Annotated in this window: 18 protein-coding genes, 2 tRNA genes and 2 pseudogenes; 6 read left to right on the top strand and 16 right to left on the bottom strand. The window is 37.5% G+C overall.

What is annotated here, in order from left to right:
* Positions 1 to 18: 18 nt before the first annotated feature.
* The 3 genes from menH to BAU28_RS07355 are packed head-to-tail and all read right to left on the bottom strand — an operon-like array spanning position 19 to position 3,973.
* Positions 19 to 831 (bottom strand): 2-succinyl-6-hydroxy-2,4-cyclohexadiene-1-carboxylate synthase, encoded by an 813-nt coding sequence (gene menH / locus BAU28_RS07345; RefSeq protein WP_071718194.1) that lies wholly within the window; start codon positions 829 to 831, stop codon positions 19 to 21.
* Positions 828 to 2,582, bottom strand: a complete 1,755-nt coding sequence (gene menD, locus BAU28_RS07350) for a 2-succinyl-5-enolpyruvyl-6-hydroxy-3-cyclohexene-1-carboxylic-acid synthase (RefSeq protein WP_071718195.1) — start codon at positions 2,580 to 2,582, stop codon at positions 828 to 830. Before menD ends, menH begins: the two co-directional genes overlap by 4 nt.
* Positions 2,579 to 3,973: an isochorismate synthase gene (locus BAU28_RS07355; protein WP_071718196.1), complete on the bottom strand. Its 1,395-nt coding sequence runs from the start codon at positions 3,971 to 3,973 to the stop codon at positions 2,579 to 2,581. Before BAU28_RS07355 ends, menD begins: the two co-directional genes overlap by 4 nt.
* Positions 3,974 to 4,166: 193 nt before the next feature.
* On the opposite strand from BAU28_RS07355, the gene BAU28_RS07360 reads away from it, so the two are divergent.
* Positions 4,167 to 5,120, top strand: coding sequence for a 1,4-dihydroxy-2-naphthoate polyprenyltransferase (locus BAU28_RS07360; RefSeq protein WP_025148827.1), 954 nt, complete (start codon positions 4,167 to 4,169; stop codon positions 5,118 to 5,120).
* A gap of 155 nt (positions 5,121 to 5,275) precedes the next feature.
* Positions 5,276 to 6,007 carry a yteA family sporulation protein gene (locus tag BAU28_RS07365; RefSeq protein WP_071718197.1) on the top strand — a complete coding sequence of 244 codons (732 nt, stop codon included), beginning with the start codon at positions 5,276 to 5,278 and terminating at the stop codon, positions 6,005 to 6,007.
* Between the two features lie 44 nt (positions 6,008 to 6,051).
* On the opposite strand, the gene cspD is transcribed toward BAU28_RS07365, so the two are convergent.
* The gene (gene cspD / locus BAU28_RS07370) at positions 6,052 to 6,252 is read right to left on the bottom strand and encodes a cold-shock protein CspD (RefSeq protein ID WP_001193053.1); all 201 of its coding nucleotides are present in this window, start codon (positions 6,250 to 6,252) and stop codon (positions 6,052 to 6,054) included.
* 321 nt (positions 6,253 to 6,573) lie between these two features.
* On the opposite strand from cspD, the gene BAU28_RS07375 reads away from it, so the two are divergent.
* Entirely contained in the window at positions 6,574 to 7,356 is a 783-nt protein-coding gene (locus BAU28_RS07375; RefSeq protein ID WP_025148825.1) for a TIGR00266 family protein, read from the top strand.
* Positions 7,357 to 7,382: 26 nt separating this feature from the next.
* Here BAU28_RS07375 and BAU28_RS07380 read toward each other — a convergent pair.
* Positions 7,383 to 7,601, bottom strand: a pseudogene (locus BAU28_RS07380) (hypothetical protein); the annotation flags it as partial.
* 81 nt (positions 7,602 to 7,682) lie between these two features.
* On the opposite strand from BAU28_RS07380, the gene BAU28_RS07385 reads away from it, so the two are divergent.
* Positions 7,683 to 8,405 carry a lipase family protein gene (locus BAU28_RS07385; RefSeq protein WP_048374364.1) on the top strand — a complete coding sequence of 241 codons (723 nt, stop codon included), beginning with the start codon at positions 7,683 to 7,685 and terminating at the stop codon, positions 8,403 to 8,405.
* A gap of 251 nt (positions 8,406 to 8,656) precedes the next feature.
* Here BAU28_RS07385 and BAU28_RS07390 read toward each other — a convergent pair whose 3' ends face one another.
* The 6 genes from BAU28_RS07390 to glgB form a co-directional block, all read right to left on the bottom strand.
* Positions 8,657 to 9,214: a GNAT family N-acetyltransferase gene (locus tag BAU28_RS07390; RefSeq protein WP_048374363.1), complete on the bottom strand. Its 558-nt coding sequence runs from the start codon at positions 9,212 to 9,214 to the stop codon at positions 8,657 to 8,659.
* Positions 9,215 to 9,420: 206 nt separating this feature from the next.
* The gene (gene glgP / locus BAU28_RS07395; RefSeq protein ID WP_071718198.1) at positions 9,421 to 11,829 is read right to left on the bottom strand and encodes a glycogen phosphorylase; all 2,409 of its coding nucleotides are present in this window, start codon (positions 11,827 to 11,829) and stop codon (positions 9,421 to 9,423) included.
* Between the two features lie 18 nt (positions 11,830 to 11,847).
* Positions 11,848 to 13,278 (bottom strand): glycogen synthase GlgA, encoded by a 1,431-nt coding sequence (gene glgA / locus BAU28_RS07400; RefSeq protein WP_071718199.1) that lies wholly within the window; start codon positions 13,276 to 13,278, stop codon positions 11,848 to 11,850.
* 139 nt (positions 13,279 to 13,417) lie between these two features.
* Positions 13,418 to 14,452, bottom strand: coding sequence for a glucose-1-phosphate adenylyltransferase subunit GlgD (glgD, locus tag BAU28_RS07405; RefSeq protein WP_071718200.1), 1,035 nt, complete (start codon positions 14,450 to 14,452; stop codon positions 13,418 to 13,420).
* Positions 14,453 to 14,470: 18 nt separating this feature from the next.
* Positions 14,471 to 15,601, bottom strand: coding sequence for a glucose-1-phosphate adenylyltransferase (gene glgC / locus BAU28_RS07410; RefSeq protein WP_002173977.1), 1,131 nt, complete (start codon positions 15,599 to 15,601; stop codon positions 14,471 to 14,473).
* A complete protein-coding gene (gene glgB / locus BAU28_RS07415) occupies positions 15,549 to 17,486 on the bottom strand; it encodes a 1,4-alpha-glucan branching protein GlgB (RefSeq protein ID WP_071718201.1) in 1,938 nt (645 codons plus the stop codon). The genes glgC and glgB overlap by 53 nt, the downstream gene beginning before the upstream one ends.
* Before the next feature lie 371 nt (positions 17,487 to 17,857).
* Between glgB and BAU28_RS07420 the strand changes: the two are divergent.
* Positions 17,858 to 18,112, top strand: a pseudogene (locus tag BAU28_RS07420) (dockerin type I domain-containing protein); the annotation flags it as partial.
* Between the two features lie 190 nt (positions 18,113 to 18,302).
* Here the strand turns inward: BAU28_RS07420 and BAU28_RS07430 are convergent.
* Entirely contained in the window at positions 18,303 to 19,247 is a 945-nt protein-coding gene (locus tag BAU28_RS07430) for an L-lactate dehydrogenase (protein WP_002173979.1), read from the bottom strand.
* Between the two features lie 381 nt (positions 19,248 to 19,628).
* On the opposite strand from BAU28_RS07430, the gene BAU28_RS07435 reads away from it, so the two are divergent.
* Complete coding sequence (locus BAU28_RS07435; protein WP_083594594.1) at positions 19,629 to 20,063, top strand: hypothetical protein; 435 nt, start codon at positions 19,629 to 19,631, stop codon at positions 20,061 to 20,063.
* 215 nt (positions 20,064 to 20,278) lie between these two features.
* Here BAU28_RS07435 and BAU28_RS30340 read toward each other — a convergent pair whose 3' ends face one another.
* The 4 genes from BAU28_RS30340 to BAU28_RS07455 form a co-directional block, all read right to left on the bottom strand.
* The gene (locus tag BAU28_RS30340) at positions 20,279 to 20,437 is read right to left on the bottom strand and encodes a hypothetical protein (protein ID WP_165615151.1); all 159 of its coding nucleotides are present in this window, start codon (positions 20,435 to 20,437) and stop codon (positions 20,279 to 20,281) included.
* Between the two features lie 521 nt (positions 20,438 to 20,958).
* Complete coding sequence (locus BAU28_RS07440) at positions 20,959 to 21,312, bottom strand: hypothetical protein (protein ID WP_071718203.1); 354 nt, start codon at positions 21,310 to 21,312, stop codon at positions 20,959 to 20,961.
* A gap of 508 nt (positions 21,313 to 21,820) precedes the next feature.
* A tRNA-Glu gene (locus BAU28_RS07450) sits at positions 21,821 to 21,892 on the bottom strand.
* A 5-nt stretch (positions 21,893 to 21,897) separates the two neighbouring features.
* Positions 21,898 to 21,988, bottom strand: a tRNA-Ser gene (locus BAU28_RS07455).
* Between the last annotated feature and the right edge of the window lie 3 nt (positions 21,989 to 21,991).

Genomic DNA, 21,991 nt, shown 5'->3' on the forward strand with positions numbered 1-21,991 from the left:
CTTCTCGACGAAAAAGTATCACTGCATAGTTTTAAGAAATCCCTTTACTATTGTATCAAACTTTTCCGGTTGTTCCACATGAATTGCATGGCCAGCACCATCAATTTTGACAAATTTCGCGTGTGGGATGCATTTTTCGATGTTTTTTAATAGGCGAAAGAACTTTTCATCGCTTTCTCCATTCAGTAAAAGGACAGGCATTTTTAGGTTTTGTAGCTCGTTCCACCATGAAGGTTGAGCCCCTGTTCCCATGCCGCGAAGACTATTTGCAAGTCCTTTTGGATTGTTAGCAAGTCGTTCTTTCCGCACATCTTCTTTTACGTTTTGGGATAAACGTTTTTGCGTTTCAAACAGCGGAATATTTTCCCACATCGATACAAAACTTTCGATGCCTTCTTGTTCAATTTTATCGGCAAGTCGTTCATCTTTCCCCCGGCGTTCTTTTCGCTCCTCTGCACTTTTGAGCCCAGCTGTACAGTTTTCTAAAAGAAGAGAACGCACATATTCTGGATATAAACACGCCATCGTAATCGCAAGTCTACCGCCCATTGAATAGCCAAGTATATGTGCTTTTTCAATATGAAGATGATCCAGTAGTTCTTTCATTTGCAGTGCCACATTTTGAATGTCATACTGCGTCACATCTTCAGGACTTTCCGTTTTCCCGTGTCCAACAAGATCTACTAGGATGACTTGAAACTGCTCGCTCCAAGAAGGAATAAAGGAACGCCACGTTTCCATGCTTCCCGTAAAACCATGAAGAAGTAGAAGTGGTTCCCCGCTTCCTACTACCCCATATTCATACGTCACACCTTGCAACGTTACTTTCATTTTGATTCACCTTGCAGAGATGTAGTAATAACATCCATTGTTTTTGCCCATAATTCACGATGTAATTTCAAGTTTTCTTCGCGATTCGTACAAATTTCTACAACGTGTAATCCTTTTGTCGTCGTTCCCTTTTGTACTTCTTCTCGGAAATTTTCCCACCCGTTTACACGACTAAATGAACCATCATACATTTTGACAACATGTTCATAATTAAGCCCAATTGGTGTTCCAAATAATGATTCGAAATGTTCCTTTTTCTCGTATTGTGGTAAGAATGAGAAAATACCTCCACCATCATTATTTACAACAACAATCGTTATATTTAACTCATGTAATTTTGCGGCTAATAGTCCGTTTAAATCGTGATAAAATGATAAATCGCCGATTACTAATACGAGCGGATCACAAATAATGCTCGCTCCTAATGCTGTCGAAATGATTCCATCAATACCATTTACACCACGGTTCGCCATTACTTGAATGTTTTTATCCGATGTGAAGAAAAATGAATCTGTATCGCGAATTGGCATACTATTACTTGCAAATAACGTTGCCCCTTCTGGTAATACACGTACAATATCCGTAATTACTTTCCCTTCAAATGCAGTTTCATATGTTTCCATCTCACGAAGCGTTTCCTTCGTTTTCTCGTTTATATGTTTCCACATTCCGAACCAATCATTCTTTTTCATAACTGGCATTTTCTCTATTAATGCTTTACAAAAATCGTTATCGCTTGCACATACTACTTCAGTCGCAACAAGAGCTGGATCTCTCCATTGCCCTGATTCATCTACAACGATATGAACCGCTGTCGTTTGTTTCTTTATGAACTGAGTTAACGCTTTAGAAACAGGCATACCACCGAAGCGAATAATCACATCTGGCTTCCATGATTCTTTTAACAATTCATTTCGTAAAAATGTATCATAACAATCAATCACCATCATTTTATCATGATGCCCGCTACGAATATTAGAAAGTGGATCTGCTAAAATTGGATACCCTGTTTTCTCAGCAAGTTTCGTAACAACCGCTGTAATTTCTGGATGACTATCATCTCCACAAATAATAAGCCCCTTTTCCATATTTGAAAGGCGCCCTACAAGAGAATTCACATATTCACTCGGCATCGTCACATTCCCTTGTTGAACTACTCCTGTATATTCACCACGACCTTTATCCCATAAGTTTTCTAATGAGAAATCTGGGATTAGCGGCTCGCGAAGCGGAAAATTAAGATGAACAGGCCCTTGCGGTGCTAGGAGTGCGCTTGCTATAGCACGCTGGGTCGTCATACGAGCGTAATGATACATCGTTTCGCTCGCCTCCGGAAGTGCCATCTCCATAAATTGCTTTACAAAAGTACCATATAAATTAAATTGATTCATCGCCTGTGGTGCACCCACATCTCTTAATTCATGTGGTCTATCCGCTGTTAATACGATAAGCGGTACTCGTGAATGAAAAGCTTCACATACAGCTGGATAATAGTTCGCTGCTGCCGTTCCTGACGTACATAATAGTGCAACAGGACGTTTTTTTGCTTTCGCAATACCGAGCGCAAAAAATCCCGCTGATCTTTCGTCTACATGTAAATATGTTTTCATTCCTTCATGTTGTTCCATTAGTAAGGCAATCGGCGTTGATCGTGAGCCTGGACTAATGACAACATCACATACATTTAGACGCGTCAGTTCATCCACGAACGCGCCTAAATAATATGATAATGCTTCTATATGATTGTTCATTTCATTAATTCCTCCAAAGCACCAAGCATCGGTCTAAACTTCAAACTTGTTTCTTCATATTCAAGCTGCGCTACTGAATCAATTACAATACCACAGCCGGCAAATAAGGATGCTTTCTCGCCATTTAATAATCCGCAACGCAACGCAACCGCAAATTCACCATTTCCTTCATCATCTATCCAGCCAATTGGTGCACCATACAATCCTCTATCTAAAACCTCTATATCACGGATTAACTTCAACGCCTCATGACGAGGTGTACCACCAAGAGCTGGCGTTGGGTGCAATTCTTCTACCATCGTTAAAAGACTTGAGTCACCTTTTGCTTCCACAGGTGTATATAAATGGATTAAGTTTTTCGTCGTTAATAAGCCTGGGCTCTCCGGAATATTAACAGATTCGCAATGCTCGCTTAGTACACCTCGAATCATGTTAACTACATAGCCGTGTTCTGCCAAATTCTTTTCATCATGAAGAAGCGTCTCACCATTTTGTTTACTTTCTTCTATAGAACTACCATGACCAATTGAACCAGCAAGGCACATTGATGTAAACTTCTCGCCTTCTTTTCGAATCAATCGCTCAGGTGTGGCCCCTAAGAAGCATGCTCCTTTATAATCAAAAGAAAATACGTAACAATCCGGTTGCCCAATGCGAAGCGCTTCTAAAACAAGAGAGGAATCAATATGCTGATCCATCGTTAATTTTAGCTCCCTTGCTAATACAACCTTCTGCACGTTCCCTTGCTTCATCTCATCTTGCACTTTTCCAATCGCATTCATCCAGCCCTTCGGATCAACTTCTACTTTAGAAGTAACTGTTAGTTGTTCTCCTTCTAGTGCACATTTACTCTCTTGTAAAATTCTCTCTTCTAAAGAAATAATTTCGTTATAAAGAGTTTCTGCACAATCTTCAGCTGAAACAAACTTATTAATCGTTAACCACGCTTTTTCATTTTTTACAGTTAATAAAAATGCTGGTAGTAAAAATGTTGTATCTTTAAATTCCTTCCAAAGATCCGTTTTCTCTTTTTCTTGGTCAAATGAAAATCCGCCAAATAAAAGAGGTCCTGTTCCAAATTCGTATCCTTCTCTTTGAACAATCGCTTTTTCCTGCAATTGATGCCACTCATCACGAGCACTTTGAAAGCGTTCGTGAGAAGAATTTGCTATAGTGAAAACAGAGCCAATTCCAGCAAATATTACATGCTGAGCTGGGTCTGCAAAATAACATCTATTTTCGAATGCAATCCTTTTTCCTGCTGCATAAAACAGAAGTGGATCCACCCAATCTATTTGTTTTACAAAACTAACCAATGTTTTTTCATCAGTCGCACGCTTAATAGCTGTAACAAGAACTTCTTGTAAGCCTTTTTGTTTCGTTTGAATCACAATTGTCTCCCCCCTATGGGCGAAAAATAGTCATAATTACGCTTGATTTTAAGATACACCTCAAAGGAAAGGCCTGTCAACGTTTAGCATTTCTGAGAAATTCACCTTCTCTTCCTAGAAAATAAACGTTGACACTAAATGATGCTTTTTCTACACTTAATTGTGTACAATATGTGACCAAGGAGGATTCAACATGGAAATGAACGTCGAAACGAATTCCTCTCCTACGGCGCCAAAGCCAAGTAAACAAACAGGCTGGCGCATTTGGTGGAGTTTATTACGTCCCCATACATTAACAGCAGCTTTCGTTCCTGTTTTCATCGGAACAGCTTATGCAATGCAGGTCGGAGGTATAAATCAAATACATCTTCCTCTATTCTTTATGATGCTTCTTGCTTGCCTTCTCATTCAAGCAGCAACAAACATGTTTAATGAATACTTTGATTATAAAAGAGGATTAGATCATGAAGGTTCAGTTGGAATTGGCGGCGCTATCGTCCGCGATGGCATTAAACCAAAAACCGTGCTTAACTTAGCATTCGGATTTTTTGGTATCGCAATACTATTAGGTGTTTATATTTGTATGAACTCTAGCTGGTGGCTTGCCGCGATCGGTCTTGTTTGTATGGCTGTTGCTTACCTTTACACGGGTGGCCCAATTCCAATTGCATATACACCATTTGGAGAGCTAACAGCAGGATTATTTATGGGTGTCATTATTATCGGTATTTCATTCTTTATCCAAACAGGAGCAGTAACATCAGAAGTAGTTTTACTATCTATTCCAAGCTCCATTTTAATCGGTGCAATTTTACTATCTAACAACATCCGTGATTTAGATGGTGATAAAGAAAATGGTCGTAAAACATTGGCGATTCTCGTTGGACGCGAAAGAGCAGTTGGTGTTCTTGCTTCTATGTTCATCGTTTCCTACATTTGGACAATTGCTTTAATTATCGTTAACATCGTATCACCATGGATGCTTATCGTATTCTTAAGTGCACCAAAAGCATTTAAAGCGACAAAGGGCTTTATCGGCAAAAGCATTCCAATGGAAATGGTACCTGCTATGATTGCAACAGCAAAAACAAACACAATCTTCGGTCTCCTAATGGGAATCGGATTATTACTTGGATATTTCCTATAAGAAAGAGCTGCTTAGGCGGCTCCTTTTTCATATATCAGCGATTTTTCAGTTATATCGACCTCTCGCCAAATCACGGCACTGAAATTCATCTCATAATTCCTCTCGCCAACGCTCATACTACATAAAGAAACTGAATTGTAGGAGGGTGGACGACTATGTTAACTCCACAACAAATAAATCAATTTAAATCCATTTTAGAAAAACAACAGCAAGAAGTTGAACAAACAATACAAACCCATGAGAATACAGACCGCGCTTCTGAACGTGATTCAGTGGGAGAATTATCTGCTTATGACAACCATCCTGGTGATATGGCTACAGAATTGTACGAACGTGAGAAAGATTTCGGTCTCATCGAATTTTGGCATAAACAGTTAGAAGATACGAAACATGCCCTGCAAAAAATTGAAGCTGGTACGTACGGAATTTGCGAAGTATCTGGTGAAGAAATTCCGTTCGAAAGATTAGAAGCAATGCCGACTGCTACAACGTGTATTCAGCACACTACAAACAAATTAGATATGAAGGCGCGCCCAGTTGAAGAAGAAGTGTTGGCTCCTTCGTTTCAAAAACACGACGAAGATCGCTCTGTTGAATACGATGCTGAAGATGCATGGCAAGATGTTGCAAACTACGGGACGTCAGAAACACCGTCTGATTTAGAAAGACATGATTCAAAAAACTTTAATGGAATGTACGTAAATAGTGAAGAGAATGTTGGCTATGTAGAGGATTTCGAAAACTTTATCGGAACAGATATGTATGGAAAAAACCCGCAAGTTTTCGCAACAGAGGAACATGAAGAATATGAACAAATGCTTGATGACTTTGAAGAACGCACTTTTAAAGGTGAATTATCTTCAGATGAGTCTGGTTCTAAAGCATAAAAAAAGCATTCCGAAGTTCGGAATGCTTTCTTTTCGCTAGCTAATTAGTTTTTTGTAACGTTAGCTGCTTGTGGTCCGCGGTTGCCTTCAACGATTTCGAAAGAAACTTCTTGACCTTCTTCTAAAGTTTTGAAGCCTTCGCCTTGGATTGCTGAGAAATGTACGAATACGTCTTCTCCGCCTTCAACTTCGATGAAGCCAAAACCTTTTTCGCCGTTAAACCATTTAACTTTACCTGTTTGCATGTCATGTACCTCCTAAATAAAAATGAAACTATGAATCCACATGAAAAGGTGGATATAAAGGACATGAATGTATAACAAGCTTACAGCCTTTAATTCAACGTGCTTTATTTCCGTACCACATTATGTAGCTCAATAGTGACTTCACTATATCACGCTCAATCCAATACGTCAAATGAGAACACTTTCATCCCATCGTTTTTTATAATCCTAGTATAACCTTAAATTTTCATTCTATTTTTATTCAAAAATTAACAAAAATACAGTATTCTAATTCCTTTAATTTCTATACAATATAATTACTACATATTATGAGGTGAAAAAATGCAAGCACATGAAATCGAGTATAAATTATATGGCGATGATATGCAGTTCGTTGAAATTGAATTAGACCCAGAAGAAAGCGTTATCGCTGAAGCCGGTGCAATGATGATGATGGAAGATCATATCGAAATGGAAACGATCTTCGGTGATGGTTCCGGACCATCTGGCGGTTTATTCGGCAAATTAATGGGCGCTGGTAAACGTCTCGTTACAGGTGAAAGTATGTTTATGACTGTATTTACAAATACGGGCCATGGCAAACGACACGTATCATTCGCCGCTCCTTATCCAGGAAAGATTGTTCCAGTTGATTTAACAGAATATCAAGGAAAAGTAGTCTGCCAAAAAGATGCATTTCTTTGCGCTGCAAAAGGTGTTTCTATCGGTATTGAATTTACGAAAAAAATAGGCAGTGGTTTCTTCGGTGGTGAAGGTTTCATCATGCAGAAACTTGAAGGTGATGGACTTGCTTTCATGCACGCAGGCGGAACAGTATATAAGCGTGAATTAAAACCTGGTGAAAAACTTCGCATTGATACAGGTTGTCTCGTTGCAATGACAAAAGACGTTAACTATGATGTTGAATTCGTTGGAAAAGTAAAAACAGCTCTATTTGGCGGCGAAGGTTTATTCTTCGCAACGTTAGAAGGGCCTGGAACGGTTTGGATCCAGTCCTTAACACTTAGCCGCTTAGCAGCACGCCTTACAAGCCCAGCAGCTCAAAACAGCGGTGAAGGCAGCGTTTTAGGCGGACTTGGTCGCTTGTTAGATGGAAAAGAGTAAAAAGTAGCGCCCTTATAGGGCGCTTTTTACTTAGGCGGGCTATACAAGCCATTTTGAATCATATAATATTCCATCACTTCATTAAGCCATACCTCTTCTTCCTCTGTATAAGGAGATGGCATCATCTTATTATATTGTTCTTCTACATCCTCTATTTTTTTACTTAAAGAATACATCGTCCCTTCTCCGACATACTTAAGAGTTGCCTTCATATGCTGATCGACAAGGTTTTGGACTTCTGGATCATCAACCGGTTTTCCAAAAGAATGAATCAAGTCCCTCACTCATATATTGAACTATACCTTTTCTTAAGGAGGGCTTGCTTGATGCGTACTCCTTTATCCTTTGATAAAGATACTGCCATATTGTTAGCATCCTGCTGCGGTCTAACATATGAACAATATAAACACAACGGGATTTTTGAAATACCTGATGGATTCCAATATGTACAAGGCTTTCAAGGAAAAGCGATTCAAACGACGGATTGGTTTGGGTTCATATTAGAATCTGAGGATACGATTATTGTAGCTTTTAGGGGCACACAAACAGATACAGATTGGATTATCGATTCACTCGTCAACCAAAGGCCATACCCCTATGCTTTAAATAGCGGAAATGTCCATAATGGCTTTCTTTCAATTTATGAATCTTGCCGGGATTCCATTATGGATATGCTCGTATCGTTACCAGCCCATAAGAAACTTCTTGCAACAGGCCATAGCTTAGGGGGAGCACTCGCTACATTACACATACTAGATGCACGTATAAATACTGCCTTCGCACAATACGGTCTTTATACATTTGCCTCTCCAAAAGTTGGAGATATTGCCTTTCGAAATTATTATAAATTGCAAGTAGCTAGCAGCTTTCGCTTTGTCAATTTATTCGATGTCGTTCCTCTTCTTCCTCCGCGACATGTCCATTTTAATGAACAAGATTGGGAATATGCACACGTTCATCACAACATGACATTTACGAAGAACACAAAATCTATTGCGAATAATCATTCCATTACAACATACAAAACATGTCTGACTTCTCATTTTTAAACAGTAAACAATTGGAAATTAAACATTTGTAGACTATAATAATATATGAATTTACTTTCGGATGAGGGGACCTTACATGCTAAAATTTTTCTTTGCACTTTTTCTCATGATAATTTTTTCGTTTACAGGTTTCTTTACATTTTCATACTTTGCGACAGAGGAATATGGCGGAACAGGTATAATTTATACCGCTATCTCATTTCTTTCTTAAGCAAAAAAAGTAAAACGAGCTTAATCTCATTAAGCTCGTTTTACTTTTCTAAGTAATCGTATTCCTGTTTTAAAAGTGAATATATTTTAGAATCACTATACGTATTATTAATTTTTACACTCTGCCTCAATGTACCTTCATATGACATTTTTAATTTTTGCATCACGCGTTCAGAAGCTACATTTTTCACATCACATCTTCCTTCAATGCGGTTCAAACTTAGCTCCTGAAAGCCAACTTCAATAAGTTTCTCTAAAGCTTCCACAATAAATCCTTTTCCCCAATATACTGGGCTAATTACAGCCCCGATCGATGCACTATTATGTGGCATGAGCCATATTCCACACGTTCCAATTACCTTTTGTTTATCATTCAGCATAATAGACCATATAAGAGCCTTACCTTCTCTTATCGTTACAAGCATATTTTCTAATAAACTATGAGTCTCCTCTTTCGTTTTATGCACTTCCCGAGGTACATATATAGCCGCTTCGGAATCCGAATACACTTCAAACAAATCATCTACATGCGAATGTTGTACCTGCGTTAATATTAATCTTTCACTTTCCAAATTAGATTGCTCATACATATATCCCATTCACCACGTTTTAACATAATGAATGAGGATGCCCCCGTTTTGGAACACCCTCTTCTGATTCATAACTTGCTACCATTGTAAACTTTTGTCGGTAAATCGATATAGCTTAAAAATCGCTGATATATTTGGAGTTGCGGTCGATATATTCGAAGAATCACCGATATAATTTCATGCATTATCGTACCGTTCCAAATATGGCAATCTATTTAAAATAGCTTTACCGTATTACCAATACCCCAAATTTCATTGCTGTACTGCAAAATTGTTCGATCACTTGCAAAATGCCCAGATTGTGCAATATTTAAAATCGACATTTCTAACCATTTCGTCCTATTTTCATAGGCTCTACCGACAGCTTCTTGTCTTTCAGCATATGGACTAAAATCTCGAAGAACGAAGTATTCATCATTTTGAATAACGAGGGAATCGTAAATTGCTTCAAATTCAGCCCCAGCATGTGCAAAGAAACCATTCGTTAACTGATCTACTACTTTTTTAATGTGCATATTGTGGTGATAATAGTCACCTGCACGATATCCACCATTTTGATAGTAATGAAGCACTTCTTCCGCTGTTAAGCCGAAAATGAAACAGGCTTCATCACCGACCCGGTCTTTTATTTCAATATTAGCCCCGTCTAACGTTCCGAGTGTAATTGCACCATTCATCATGAATTTCATATTCCCTGTTCCTGATGCTTCCTTACTTGCAGCTGAGATTTGTTCGCTTACATCCGCTGCCGGGAATATATCTTCCGCTAAAGAAACTCGGTAGTTTTCTAGAAAGATAACTTTCATATATTGACTTACGTATGGATCATTATTTACTTTTCTTGCAAGTTCATTTATTAATTTAATAATTTTCTTCGCATAATAATAGCCAGGTGATGCTTTCGCTCCAAAAATAAAAGTGCGCGGGTAAAATGAAAAACTAGTATCCTCTTTTAAACGGTTATACAAGTATAAAATATGAAGAACATTTAATAATTGTCGTTTATAGGCATGTAACCTTTTCACTTGCACATCAAAAATAGAATTTGGATCAATATGAATCCCCATTTTATTTTGAATGCGCTCTGCTAAAATGACCTTACGCTCTTTTTTTACCCCTGCAAGCTTTTCTTGAAAACTAGCATCTTGATGAAAAGCTTGTAACGCTTGCAGTTTAATTGGCTGCTTCTTCCACTCTTCTCCAATCGCTTCCGAAATAAGATTCGTCAGCTGCGGATTCGCCTTCATTAACCAGCGCCTATGAGCAATTCCATTCGTTTTATTATTAAACTTATCTGGATAAAATTCATAAAACAATCGCATTTCACGCTGCTTTAAAATTTCCGTATGAATTTTCGCTACACCATTTACACTATGACTTCCGACAATTGCCAAATGAGCCATTTTCACAAGGTCATGCGCAATAATTGCCATGTTCTCAATGCGATTCCAATCGTATGAATAACGTTCCCAAAGCTCACGACAGAAACGTTCATTAATCTCTTCAATAATCATATAAATTCTCGGTAATAACGGTTTAAAAATGTGAATTGGCCATTTCTCAAGCGCTTCTGATAACGTCGTATGATTCGTATAGGAAATCGTCTGCGTTGTGATGTTCCAAGCTTCTTCCCATGCTAGTTTTTCCTCATCTAATAAAATACGCATAAGTTCCGGAATAGCTAGAACTGGATGTGTATCGTTAATATGAATCGCAATTTTTTCATGTAACTGACGAAGACTACCATGTCGCTCCCTATGCATACGAACGATGTTTTGCAAACTTGCTGATACGAGGAAATACTGTTGTTTCAAACGAAGTATTTTCCCCTCATCATGCGTATCATCTGGATATAAAAACTCCGATACTGCCTCTGTTTCACGCTTATATTTCAAAATATCTTTACAATTTTGCGGGAAAGGAACTGGCTCTGCATTCCAAAGTCTAAGCGTATTTACAGTACTCGTTTCATAGCCTACAACTGGAACATCGTATGGTACTGCCATAATAACTTCTGCGTTTGTATGCCGGAACTCTAAACGTCCATCAATTTCTAGTGGTTCAACGTTTCCAAAATAACTTACTTCTACAGCTTGATCATACCTTCTTACTTCCCAAACATTTTCATGAAGAAGCCACTGTTCTGGAAATTCCACTTGGTAGCCATCAACAATTTTTTGATCAAACAAGCCATGTTTATAACGAATACCACAGCCATGTCCTGGCAAGTTTAAAGAAGCGAGCGAGTCGAGGAAACAGGCTGCTAAACGTCCAAGTCCACCATTACCAAGGCCAGCATCTGCTTCAATCTCTTCTAACTCTTGCAAAGAAATTCCAAGTTCAGAAAGTCCCTTTTCACACACATCTCGAATGCCTAAATTTAACATGTTACTTCCAAGCAAACGCCCAAGTAAAAACTCAATGGATAAGTAATACATTTGCTTTTGATCTCCAGACCGATAACTTTCATTCGTTGCAATCCATTGACTATTCATATACTCACGAACCATATGACCAAGCGTATTATACTGATCACGAGTTGTAGAATCTTTGAAACTTTTCCCATACATCGTCTCTAGTTTTTCTAGAAAAGCTGATTTGAAACATTCAACATGAGTAAACATTTTTTCACCACCTAAATGTTATTCCATGAGACTCTTATACAATTCCTTATATGCAAGAGCTGATTTTCTCCAGCTATAGTCCTCAGTCATCGCTTGCTTTACAAGTTGCTCCCATACCGGTTTATCTTGATAAAACTCAATTGCACGAAGAATCGTATGTAACATGTCATGTGCATTAAAATTCGTAAAGCTGAAGCCATTCCCAGCTCCAGTTTCTTCATCGTAAGAATGTACAGTATCATTTAGTCCGCCTGTTTCTCTTACAATTGGAATTGTGCCATATGCTAGTGCAATAAGTTGTCCAAGTCCACACGGTTCAAAAAGCGATGGCATTAAAAATAAATCGCTTCCCGCATACACTTGGTGTGCTAACTCTTCATTAAATCCGATATATACTTTTACCTTCTCTGGATACTCATATGCCATCCATTCAAAGAACTGCTCGTATTCCGAATCGCCCGATCCTAGAATTATACATTGTACATCTTCTTCCATTATTTCACGGAATACAGTACGTACTAGATCAAGACCTTTTTGCTTCGTTAATCGTGTTACCATCGAAATGACTGGTGTATCTTCTTTTTCTGGCAAACCAAAATAACGCTGCAATGCGCGTTTATTTTCATTCTTTTCATCTAATGACTCTGCACTATACTGAGCTGTAATATATGGATCTGTTTCTGGATTATATACGCTCGTATCAATTCCATTTACAATGCCACTAAGCTTATCATTATATTTTCGTAGCAACCCATCTAACTTCTCACCGAAAAACTCATATTGAATTTCTTCTTTATATGTCGGGCTAACCGCTGTAATTTTGTCAGATGCGATAATACCGCCTTTCATAAAGTTCACATTTCCATAAAACTCCAGCTGTTCACTATGAAAATATTCATGACCAAGTTCCAGTAAATCGTACATCACTTCAGGAGGAAATACACCTTGGAACTGCAAGTTATGAATCGTATATACCGTTTTAATACGCTCATATAACGGGTTATCTTGATACTTTTCTCGAAGTAAGAAATTAACCATAGCTGTATGCCAATCATGGCTATGAAGAACATCTACTTCAAAATCAAGATGCGGAATACACTCTAAAACTGCTTTCGAAAAATAAGAAAAACGCTCCCCATCATCATAATGACCATACAGAGAATCTCTCTTAAAATAATATTCATTATCTATTAAGTAATACGTGATTCCGTCCTGCTCACCTTTTAAAATCCCGCAATATTGGTTTCTCCACCCAAGAGGAATATTAATTACTTTATGAAGCGTACATCCTTCTCTTAGCTCTTTCGGGATAAGACTATAGTTCGGAAGTATAATGCGAACATTCACCCCTAATTTTTTTAGTTCTTTCGGGAGCGCTCCTGCTACATCAGCTAAACCTCCTGATTTAATAAACGGTACACATTCTGATACTGCAAATAAAATATTCACCTGTTGTCCCACTGCGCGAAAAGCGTATACATCATAAATTGCTCTTCTTACAGCTTCCTCCCTTCAAGTTTTCATGTAAATTGAAACTTTAATCAGTGGAGATTTTCTTCATCCTCCCCACTGATTATTCACCCGCTATTTACGAATAACTATTGATTGTACTATTTTGAACACTACCCTTTTCTACAACATATGGCTTATCAGCAGTCCCTTTTAAAACTACACCGTCGCCAAGTTTCACATCTTTATCAATAATAACACCGTCTATTATACAATTATCTCCAATTTGGCTCTTTTGCATAATAATGCTATTACGAACAATTGAACCTTTTCCAATTTTAACAGAACGGGAGACAACACTATTTTCTACTTCGCCTTCAATAATACTGCCGTTTGCAATCATTGTGTTTTTCACGACTGCACCCTTTAAGTAACGAGTTGGCGGCTCATCTTTTACTTTCGTAAAGATTGGTGCTTCTTTCTTAAATAATTGCTTCCAAATAACAGGTTGCAAAATTTCTAAGCTATGTTTATAGTAACTTTCAATCGAGTCAATAATAGCTACATATCCTGTATGCTCATACGTAGCAATATGCAGTGATTTTCCCCGCTTTTCTCTCACTACATCGAATAAACTATATTGCTCCACATCTTTATATGTCTCAAATAAGTCTAACAATAATTGTTTCTTTAACACGTATGTTTGAAGCGAAACCCCTTCATGGCAAACTTCTGTAATATCAGCTGCCGTATGTATATGTCGCTCTAACACCGCTTGAAAATTTAATGCTGTTACGAGATGGCTATTCGTAATAACAACGTACTCTTCTCTGCTTCTTAGAAAATAATCAATATGTCTTCTAAAATGTGCAAAAGACCCAAACTCATCTTGGTCACATTGGCAATTTGGCGGGAATAAAAACAGTCCGTCTCTTTTTCTATCTAAATCCCACTGTTTTCCTGAACCGACATGGTCCATTAGCGAACGGTTTTTATGACTTGTAAAAACTGCCACACTATGAATATTAGAATTCACCATATTTGAAAGCATGAAATCAATGAGTCGATAACGGCCCCCAAACGGTAACGCCGCTAGTGAACGATGCCCTGTTACTTTCTTTAAGGAAGGAAAACTTCCCGTTGCATTAATAATTCCTAACATTTTTTCTCCCATTCATTTCATCCCCCTTTTCTATTTCCCTTCAGCAATTAGCACTACATCATCAACATTTTTTTCCGGACGAATTATTGTCCCATCTTCAATAACCATTTCCGATCCAACGATTGCTCTTTCAATCACAACATTTTTACCAATCTTTGCCCCCGGCATAACGACAGAATCGATTACCATACTACCTTCTTCCACCGTCACTCCTTGGAATAAAACAGAATGCTTCACGTCCCCTTCAATGACGCACCCTTCATTAATAAGCGATTCTTCTACTTTTGCCTGTTCTGCAATATATTGAGGTGGCTCATTTGGATTCACAGAATAAATGCGCCAATTACGATCATTCAAGTTCAACGATGTTTCATCGCGAAGTAAATCCATATTCGCTTCCCATAAGCTTTTTACCGTTCCAACATCTTTCCAATATCCTTCAAACGGATACGCCATCAACTTCTTCCCTTCATCTAATAAAAGCGGAAGTACATCTTTTCCGAAATCATTACTAGATTCAGGATTTCTTGCATCCATCTCTAAATATTCTTTTAAAATAGCCCAGTTAAAAATATAAATTCCCATTGATGCAAGATTACTTCTTGGGAATTGCGGTTTCTCCTCAAATTCAACAATTTCCATCTCTTCATTTGTATTCATAATACCGAAACGACTTGCTTCATCCCAAGGCACTTCAATAACAGAAATCGAAACGTCCGCTTCTTTCTCAATATGGTAATCTAACATTTTGCTGTAATCCATTTTATAAATATGGTCACCTGATAAAATAAGGACATATTCTGGTTCATACTGGCTTAAATAGTTTAAGTTTTGATAAATGGCACTTGCCGTACCTGTATACCACTTCACACCTGAAGACTCCGCATAAGGAGGTAAAACTGTGACCCCACCGTTTACACGGTCTAAATCCCAAGCGTTTCCGATTCCAATATAATTATGAAGTTCTAGCGGTTGATATTGTGTTAAAATCCCAACCGTTTCAATACCGGAGTTCGCACAGTTACTTAACGTAAAATCAATAATGCGATATTTACCACCAAATGGAACAGCTGGCTTGGCTAAATTTTTTGTTAATGCACTTAAACGACTACCTTTTCCCCCTGCTAGTAACATTGCTACGCACTTTTGTTTTTGAGCCATCTTGTTTTTTGCTCCCCTTTCTCGTCTTCACTGGTCGTAATATGGATACGCCAAATGGTGGAATTGTAATTTCTACATGTGCTGCTTGATTATGGTACGGCTCTAGAATCGTCTTGAGACGTTTCTTATTGACTTGCCCCGAACCGCCATATTGTGCAGCGTCACTGTTTAAAACTTCGTTATAATACTCGAAATCTGGTACACCTACTTTATAGTTTTCATATGTAGCTTTCGTAAAATTACATACGACAACTAACGCATCTTCTTGCTTATCCCCTTGGCGGATAAACGAGAAAATACTTTGCTCATTATTATTAGCATCAATCCACTGAAATCCTTCAGGTGAATGATCAAGCTGCCAAAGTGGTTTTGAGCGCTTATACAATGCTATGAGCTCTTTAAAGTAATCATGCATATAACGATGCATTTCAAAATCATGTAAATTCCAATCTAACTCTTCAAGGTCTTTCCACTCATCAAATTGCCCGAATTCTCCACCCATAAAGAGTAATTTCTTACCTGGATGAGTAAAGAAATATCCATATAATAAACGAAGTTGGGCGAACTTATCCCAGTAATCTCCCGGCATTTTATTTAATAACGACTTTTTCCCATGAACGACTTCATCATGAGAAAGCGGTAATATGAAGTTTTCAGAGTAAGCATATAGTAAAGAGAATGTCATTTTCTCATGAATATATTTCCGGTACTCGGGTGCACATTCCATATATTTCAGCACGTCATTCATCCAGCCCATATTCCATTTGTAATTGAATCCAAGTCCACCCTCGTATGTTGGAGCTGTTACAAGTGGCCAAGCTGTTGAATCTTCTGCTGTCATAAGAAAGTCTTCATCTTCTGCAAACACAGCTTCATTTAACTCTCGTAAGAAAGAAACAGCGTGTTCATTGCTTTGCTCTTTTCCTTCTTTATTCCAGTACAACATATTCGCAACTGCATCTACCCTGAAACCATCAATATGGAAATACTTCATCCAAAATAACGCATTTGAAATTAAGAAATTACGTACTTCCCTCTTTCCTAAATCAAAATTAACAGTTCCCCATACCGGGTTTTCTTGTACATCTATATCTTTATATTCATAAGTCGGTGTCCCATCAAATAAATATAAACCGTGAGCATCTTTGCAAAAATGCCCCGGCACCCAATCTAAAATGACACCGATTCCATATTTATGACATTCGTCGACAAAATACATCAAATCATGTGGCGTGCCGAATCTACTTGTTGCTGCATAATATCCCGTTCCTTGATATCCCCAAGAACGATCATATGGATGCTCAACAAGCGGCATAATTTCAATATGTGTAAATTGATGTTCCACCACATACGGAATGAGTTCCTCGGCCATTTCTCGGTAAGAATACAGAGCTCCATCTTCTTTCTTTTTCCAAGAACCGAAATGTAATTCGTAAACTGTCATCGCTTCTTTATAAATCGACTTTTTCTTTCTCTTACGGACCCAGTTTTTATCATTCCATTCATATCCCTCTATATCAAAAACTACAGATGCCGTATTTGGTCTTACTTCTGCATATACTGCATAAGGATCCGCTTTTAAAATAACGTCACCGTCCATCGTTTCAATCGCATACTTGTATATTTCCTTCTCTTCAATATGCGGTACAAACAAGGACCAAATCCCCTCTTCTGTCACTTGTAGCATCTTATGTTGCTCATAATCCCATTCATTAAAATCTCCAACAACACTCATTGCTTTAGCATGAGGAGCCCATACTGTAAATCGTACACCTCGCATCCCATCTTCCGTCACAATATGTGCCCCAAAGATGTTATAACTGTCATAGTACTTTTCTGTATGAAACTCATCTCGTTTCACTTCTTCACACTTTATTACATCCAATATGCTCACCTCACTAAGATGACAGAAATTTTTAACACTTTATCATTTCTGCGAAAAACTGAAATATCCTTGTTATTTTTTTAAAAATATACGTTTTTTTCTTGAAAATGTTGAATTTTCTTCATATTTCCATATAAAATATCGAATTTTGACGAATATTCATTGCAAACGCTTCATTTCTCCTCACTATTTCTCACCATTCTTTATTGCTCAATATTTATTTTATTGATTTCTCTCCGTTTTTCACGCTATTTTCCATGTAAAATACCAACAAATTAATCTGCCATATAATAATATTTCTCAACATTTTTTGTCACAAATTTTATTGAAATGAAAAATTCATAAGCATATACTTGTTCTTAATAAAGAACTACAATTCATTAGTTGAAGGAAACATTACGCCTGAAGCATTCGTAAACGAACGTGGATATTTAGATGAAACATTCGATTATGCGAAACTTGGTGCAAAAGTATATGCTACTGATGCTTATCGCCATAAATACGAAAGTAAATTAGACAAATATGGCTTCTTCAGCATAAACAGACTCCCTGTAAATACACGTGACTATAACTTCTATGTAGAAGTGCCAGGTCATTTAACAAGCCGTCTAACAACGAAATTAGGACTAACACCGAAAAAATAACACATAAAAGCACTCTATTCGAAAATAGAGTGCTTTTTTCTATAAACGCCCCTTCTCCAGCAACAGGGGTATATTGGGGATATACAAGGGAAACCGGAAAAGGAATTTATATTCATTTATATATGATCAGAGGTAGGAAGCAGTTTCCCGCCTCTGATTCATTTAGCAATTATTATAGTACTGGTGCCATTGTTTCTTTTAATACTTTCACAGAATGAGCGAATTTCGCTTTTTCTTCTTCGTTTAATTCAAGTTCTACGATTTCACGTACACCTTCGCGGTTAATAACAGCTGGAACACCTACGTAAGCATCTTTCTCACCGTATTGACCTTCAAGGTATGCAGATACAGTTAATACGCTGTTCTCGTTACTTAAGATCGCTTTAGTTACGCGTAGTAGTGACATACCGATTCCGTAATAAGTTGCGCCTTTACGTTCGATGATATGGTAAGCTGCATCGCGTACATTTTCAAAGATTTTATCTAAATCTTCTTGTTTGTATTGTTCGTTGTTCGCTAAGATTGTTTCTAGCTTTTGTACACCTACAGTAGCGTGGCTCCATACTGGAAGTTCAGTGTCACCGTGCTCACCAACGATGTAAGCATGAACGTTACGTGGATCTACATCTAAGTAGTCACCTAACATGTAGCGGAAACGAGCAGAGTCTAAAGTTGTACCAGAACCGATTACGCGCTCTTTCGGTAAACCAGATTCTTTCCAAGTTACGTAAGTTAAAATATCAACTGGGTTAGTTGCGATTAAGAAGATTCCATCGAATCCGCTATCCATAATACCGCGAACGATTTGTTTAAAGATCTTTGTATTTTTCTCAACTAAGTCTAAACGAGTTTCACCTGGCTTTTGTGGTAATCCAGCAGTGATAACTACTAAGTCTGCATCTTTACAATCTGCATAGCTACCGCTCCAAACTTTTGTTGGTGCTGGAGAGAATGGTACCGCATGGCTTAAGTCCATTGCTTCCCCTTCTGCTTTTGCTTCATTAACATCTACAAGTACGAATTCTTCAGCTACACCTTGGTTGATCATTGAGTAAGCGTAACTACAACCTACAGCTCCTGTTCCTACTAATACTACGCGATTGATACCTTTTTTCATTGTAATTTCCCCTCTCTATTGTTCACATCTATTTTTTATTATTGTTTAAGTAATTAATTAAAATACTAATTTAATGTTGTTTAACTTCTTTACATTCATATTGTAGCACGGATTATTGTGAATCTCTTCACAAATTATGACCTATTTGTGAACTTTTTCACATAGAGTGTAAAATGATTAAATCAAGTGTGGAATCAATCTCAATGAAGATGGTTTATAAAGATTGTGAATCAAAATAAACAAGTTTAATTACCACTTTAAAAATGAAAGGTGTTCTTTCTGCATTAAAGTGAATAAAATCAATTTAAGAAAATAAATTAAAAATAATAAAGAAGTAAACAAAAAAGAGAAAGAAGAAACCGGGAATTTCCAAGGAAGGTTGTGGTGAACATCAAGGTTAGGAATTTTTATTATCTGATTGCAGGCGTCCTTGCGATGCTGTTTGCCGTCACGCACGCATGGAACGGGCAATCCGCTGTGCTACCGACGCTCAACACTGAGGCGATATCCGTGGGTACCCGGACAGTATTCACGTATGTCTGGCACATCATCACGGCGGAAAATCTGGTCTTCGGCATCACTTTCATTTTCATGTCATTCCAAACCGAGCGATCAAAGATCCGGTTTGCCGCATGGTTGATTGCGGCGATCCTGACCGTCCGACTGATGGTTATTCTTGGTGTAACGGCATTGCTTGACGTATCCGGGCTTACGAATACGCTTATAGATTCGATTGCCATCGTAATCTATGTCGCCCTCATCATACTAGGCACAAGAATGAAGAAAAAGCAGTACGATGGTCAGCAACCACAGTAACAGAGATGTCCGAGTTGTCTTCTAACTCTGTAAGAGGGTAAACCCCATGCCATCAAGTTAAAATCTCATCCCACTCCCAGAACGAAAATTTTGTGCATTTTGCTCGTATTTATTGTTTGGGGATAAATCGTTCTTTAAGCTTGATGGCGATTTGGTGCATCCCTAAAACATCTGGACTTTAATAGCCAACTAAAAAAATGCAAACAAAACGACCTTTAATCAGTCGTTTTGTTTGCATTTCCTTTTTCTAAAACCACAGAAAAGATAAGTACTATAGTTAACACCATAATAAACCTTATTTCACTTCCATCACTTACAAAAAATGAATACAAAGTATAAATTAAAATTAATATTCCATAAATAATTTTGTGCAATGAACTCCCCCCTTTTTTGCCGTATATATTTTAGTGTAAAAATTTAATTCAAGCCCTATATCAAAATGAAAATAAAAAGCACCTGTGATATACACAAAGTACTTTTCTCTTGTCAATTTATCTATTTTCACTATATTTATCTATTTTCTTTTTATAACTCAAACTTCTTCGAATCGTACGTTTAATAATCTCCTGTACTTAAAAGAGTGCATTGTTAATACTGTTTTAATCATTTTGTATTGCCTTCCTTTTGTTTGATTACTTGTATCATAAAACAAGTATCTGAAGTTGATATGTAGTTTATCTAGAGTGTATGTAAATTTAAAAAATCTCTAATAAAATGTTTATGTTGTAACGTTACCACCGAAACTATTGCTCCAAACACCATGATTTGAAAAGACAGTACCTCATGTTCTAGCCTTAATTCCTGCTACAGTTCTATATTGAGTAAAACTAGTTGATCCCTATAATATAAAAAGAGCACCACTTTTTGGATGCTCTTCGTTATAACTATATATTATTTAATTTCCTTCTTTTGTTGGCACATTTTTTCCTTCTTGAGAGTCTGTACCTTCTGTTCTTTCAACAGTTTTTGCAAATTCAGGTTTTGATTCTGTACCTTCCTTTATTGGTAAATTTTTTCCTTCTTGAGAATCCGTACCTTCTGTTCTTTTAACAGTTGTTGTATATTCCGATTTCTCAGGGTCTCCCATTTCAAATACAGGTTTTGATTCTGTATCTTCTGTTCTTTCAATTGTTTCGCTATATTTTGCTTTTTCTACTTTTTGATCTGATTTTACATCTTCTGCACCAACTGCACCACCCGCTAATAATCCTGTACTTAAAAGTGTTCCTGCTAATAATGTTTTAAACATTTTTCATTACCTCCTTGTTTGGGAATACATTTAGCATAAGAGAAGAATCTATAGTTGATATGGACTGTATCTGGAGATTATGTAAAGAAAAATAGATGGTCGCTTGGTGTGTAGGCAAGAACATATTATTAAAATCAATTTTGAATTAAGACCATAATGGGCCCCACCACATCGTTATCAACTTAAGAAATTAAATGTTCCCCAAAACGAAAAAAAATGAACTGAATTCTCATGGACACATATGAAAAGATGAAATTTTCGTTTTGGGGGCACTTCAAAATGTTAGCTTGATGGGTATGTGGTGTTAGCCCTATTTTAAGAAAATATCTATAAATACTCTTAGAGGTTTCTATAATGACCTGTTCATACTCCATCGCGCTCTCCTTTCTATTAGTTAGACGATTGAAATAGAAAAAAGTATACAAAAATCCATAAAAAAAGCAGACTATTCAAAGTCTACTTTTACATAACAAAAAAGAGATAGCAGATTATGCTATCTCTTTTAGTATGACCCGTACGGGATTCGAACCCGTGTTACCGCCGTGAAAGGGCGGTGTCTTAACCACTTGACCAACGGGCCAGTTCTGGCAGAGAAGAAGGGATTCGAACCCTCGCACCGCGTTCGCGATCTACTCCCTTAGCAGGGGAGCCCCTTGAGCCACTTGGGTACTTCTCTATA

The organism is Bacillus paramycoides (genome assembly GCF_001884235.1).
GTDB lineage: Bacteria > Bacillota > Bacilli > Bacillales > Bacillaceae_G > Bacillus_A > Bacillus_A paramycoides.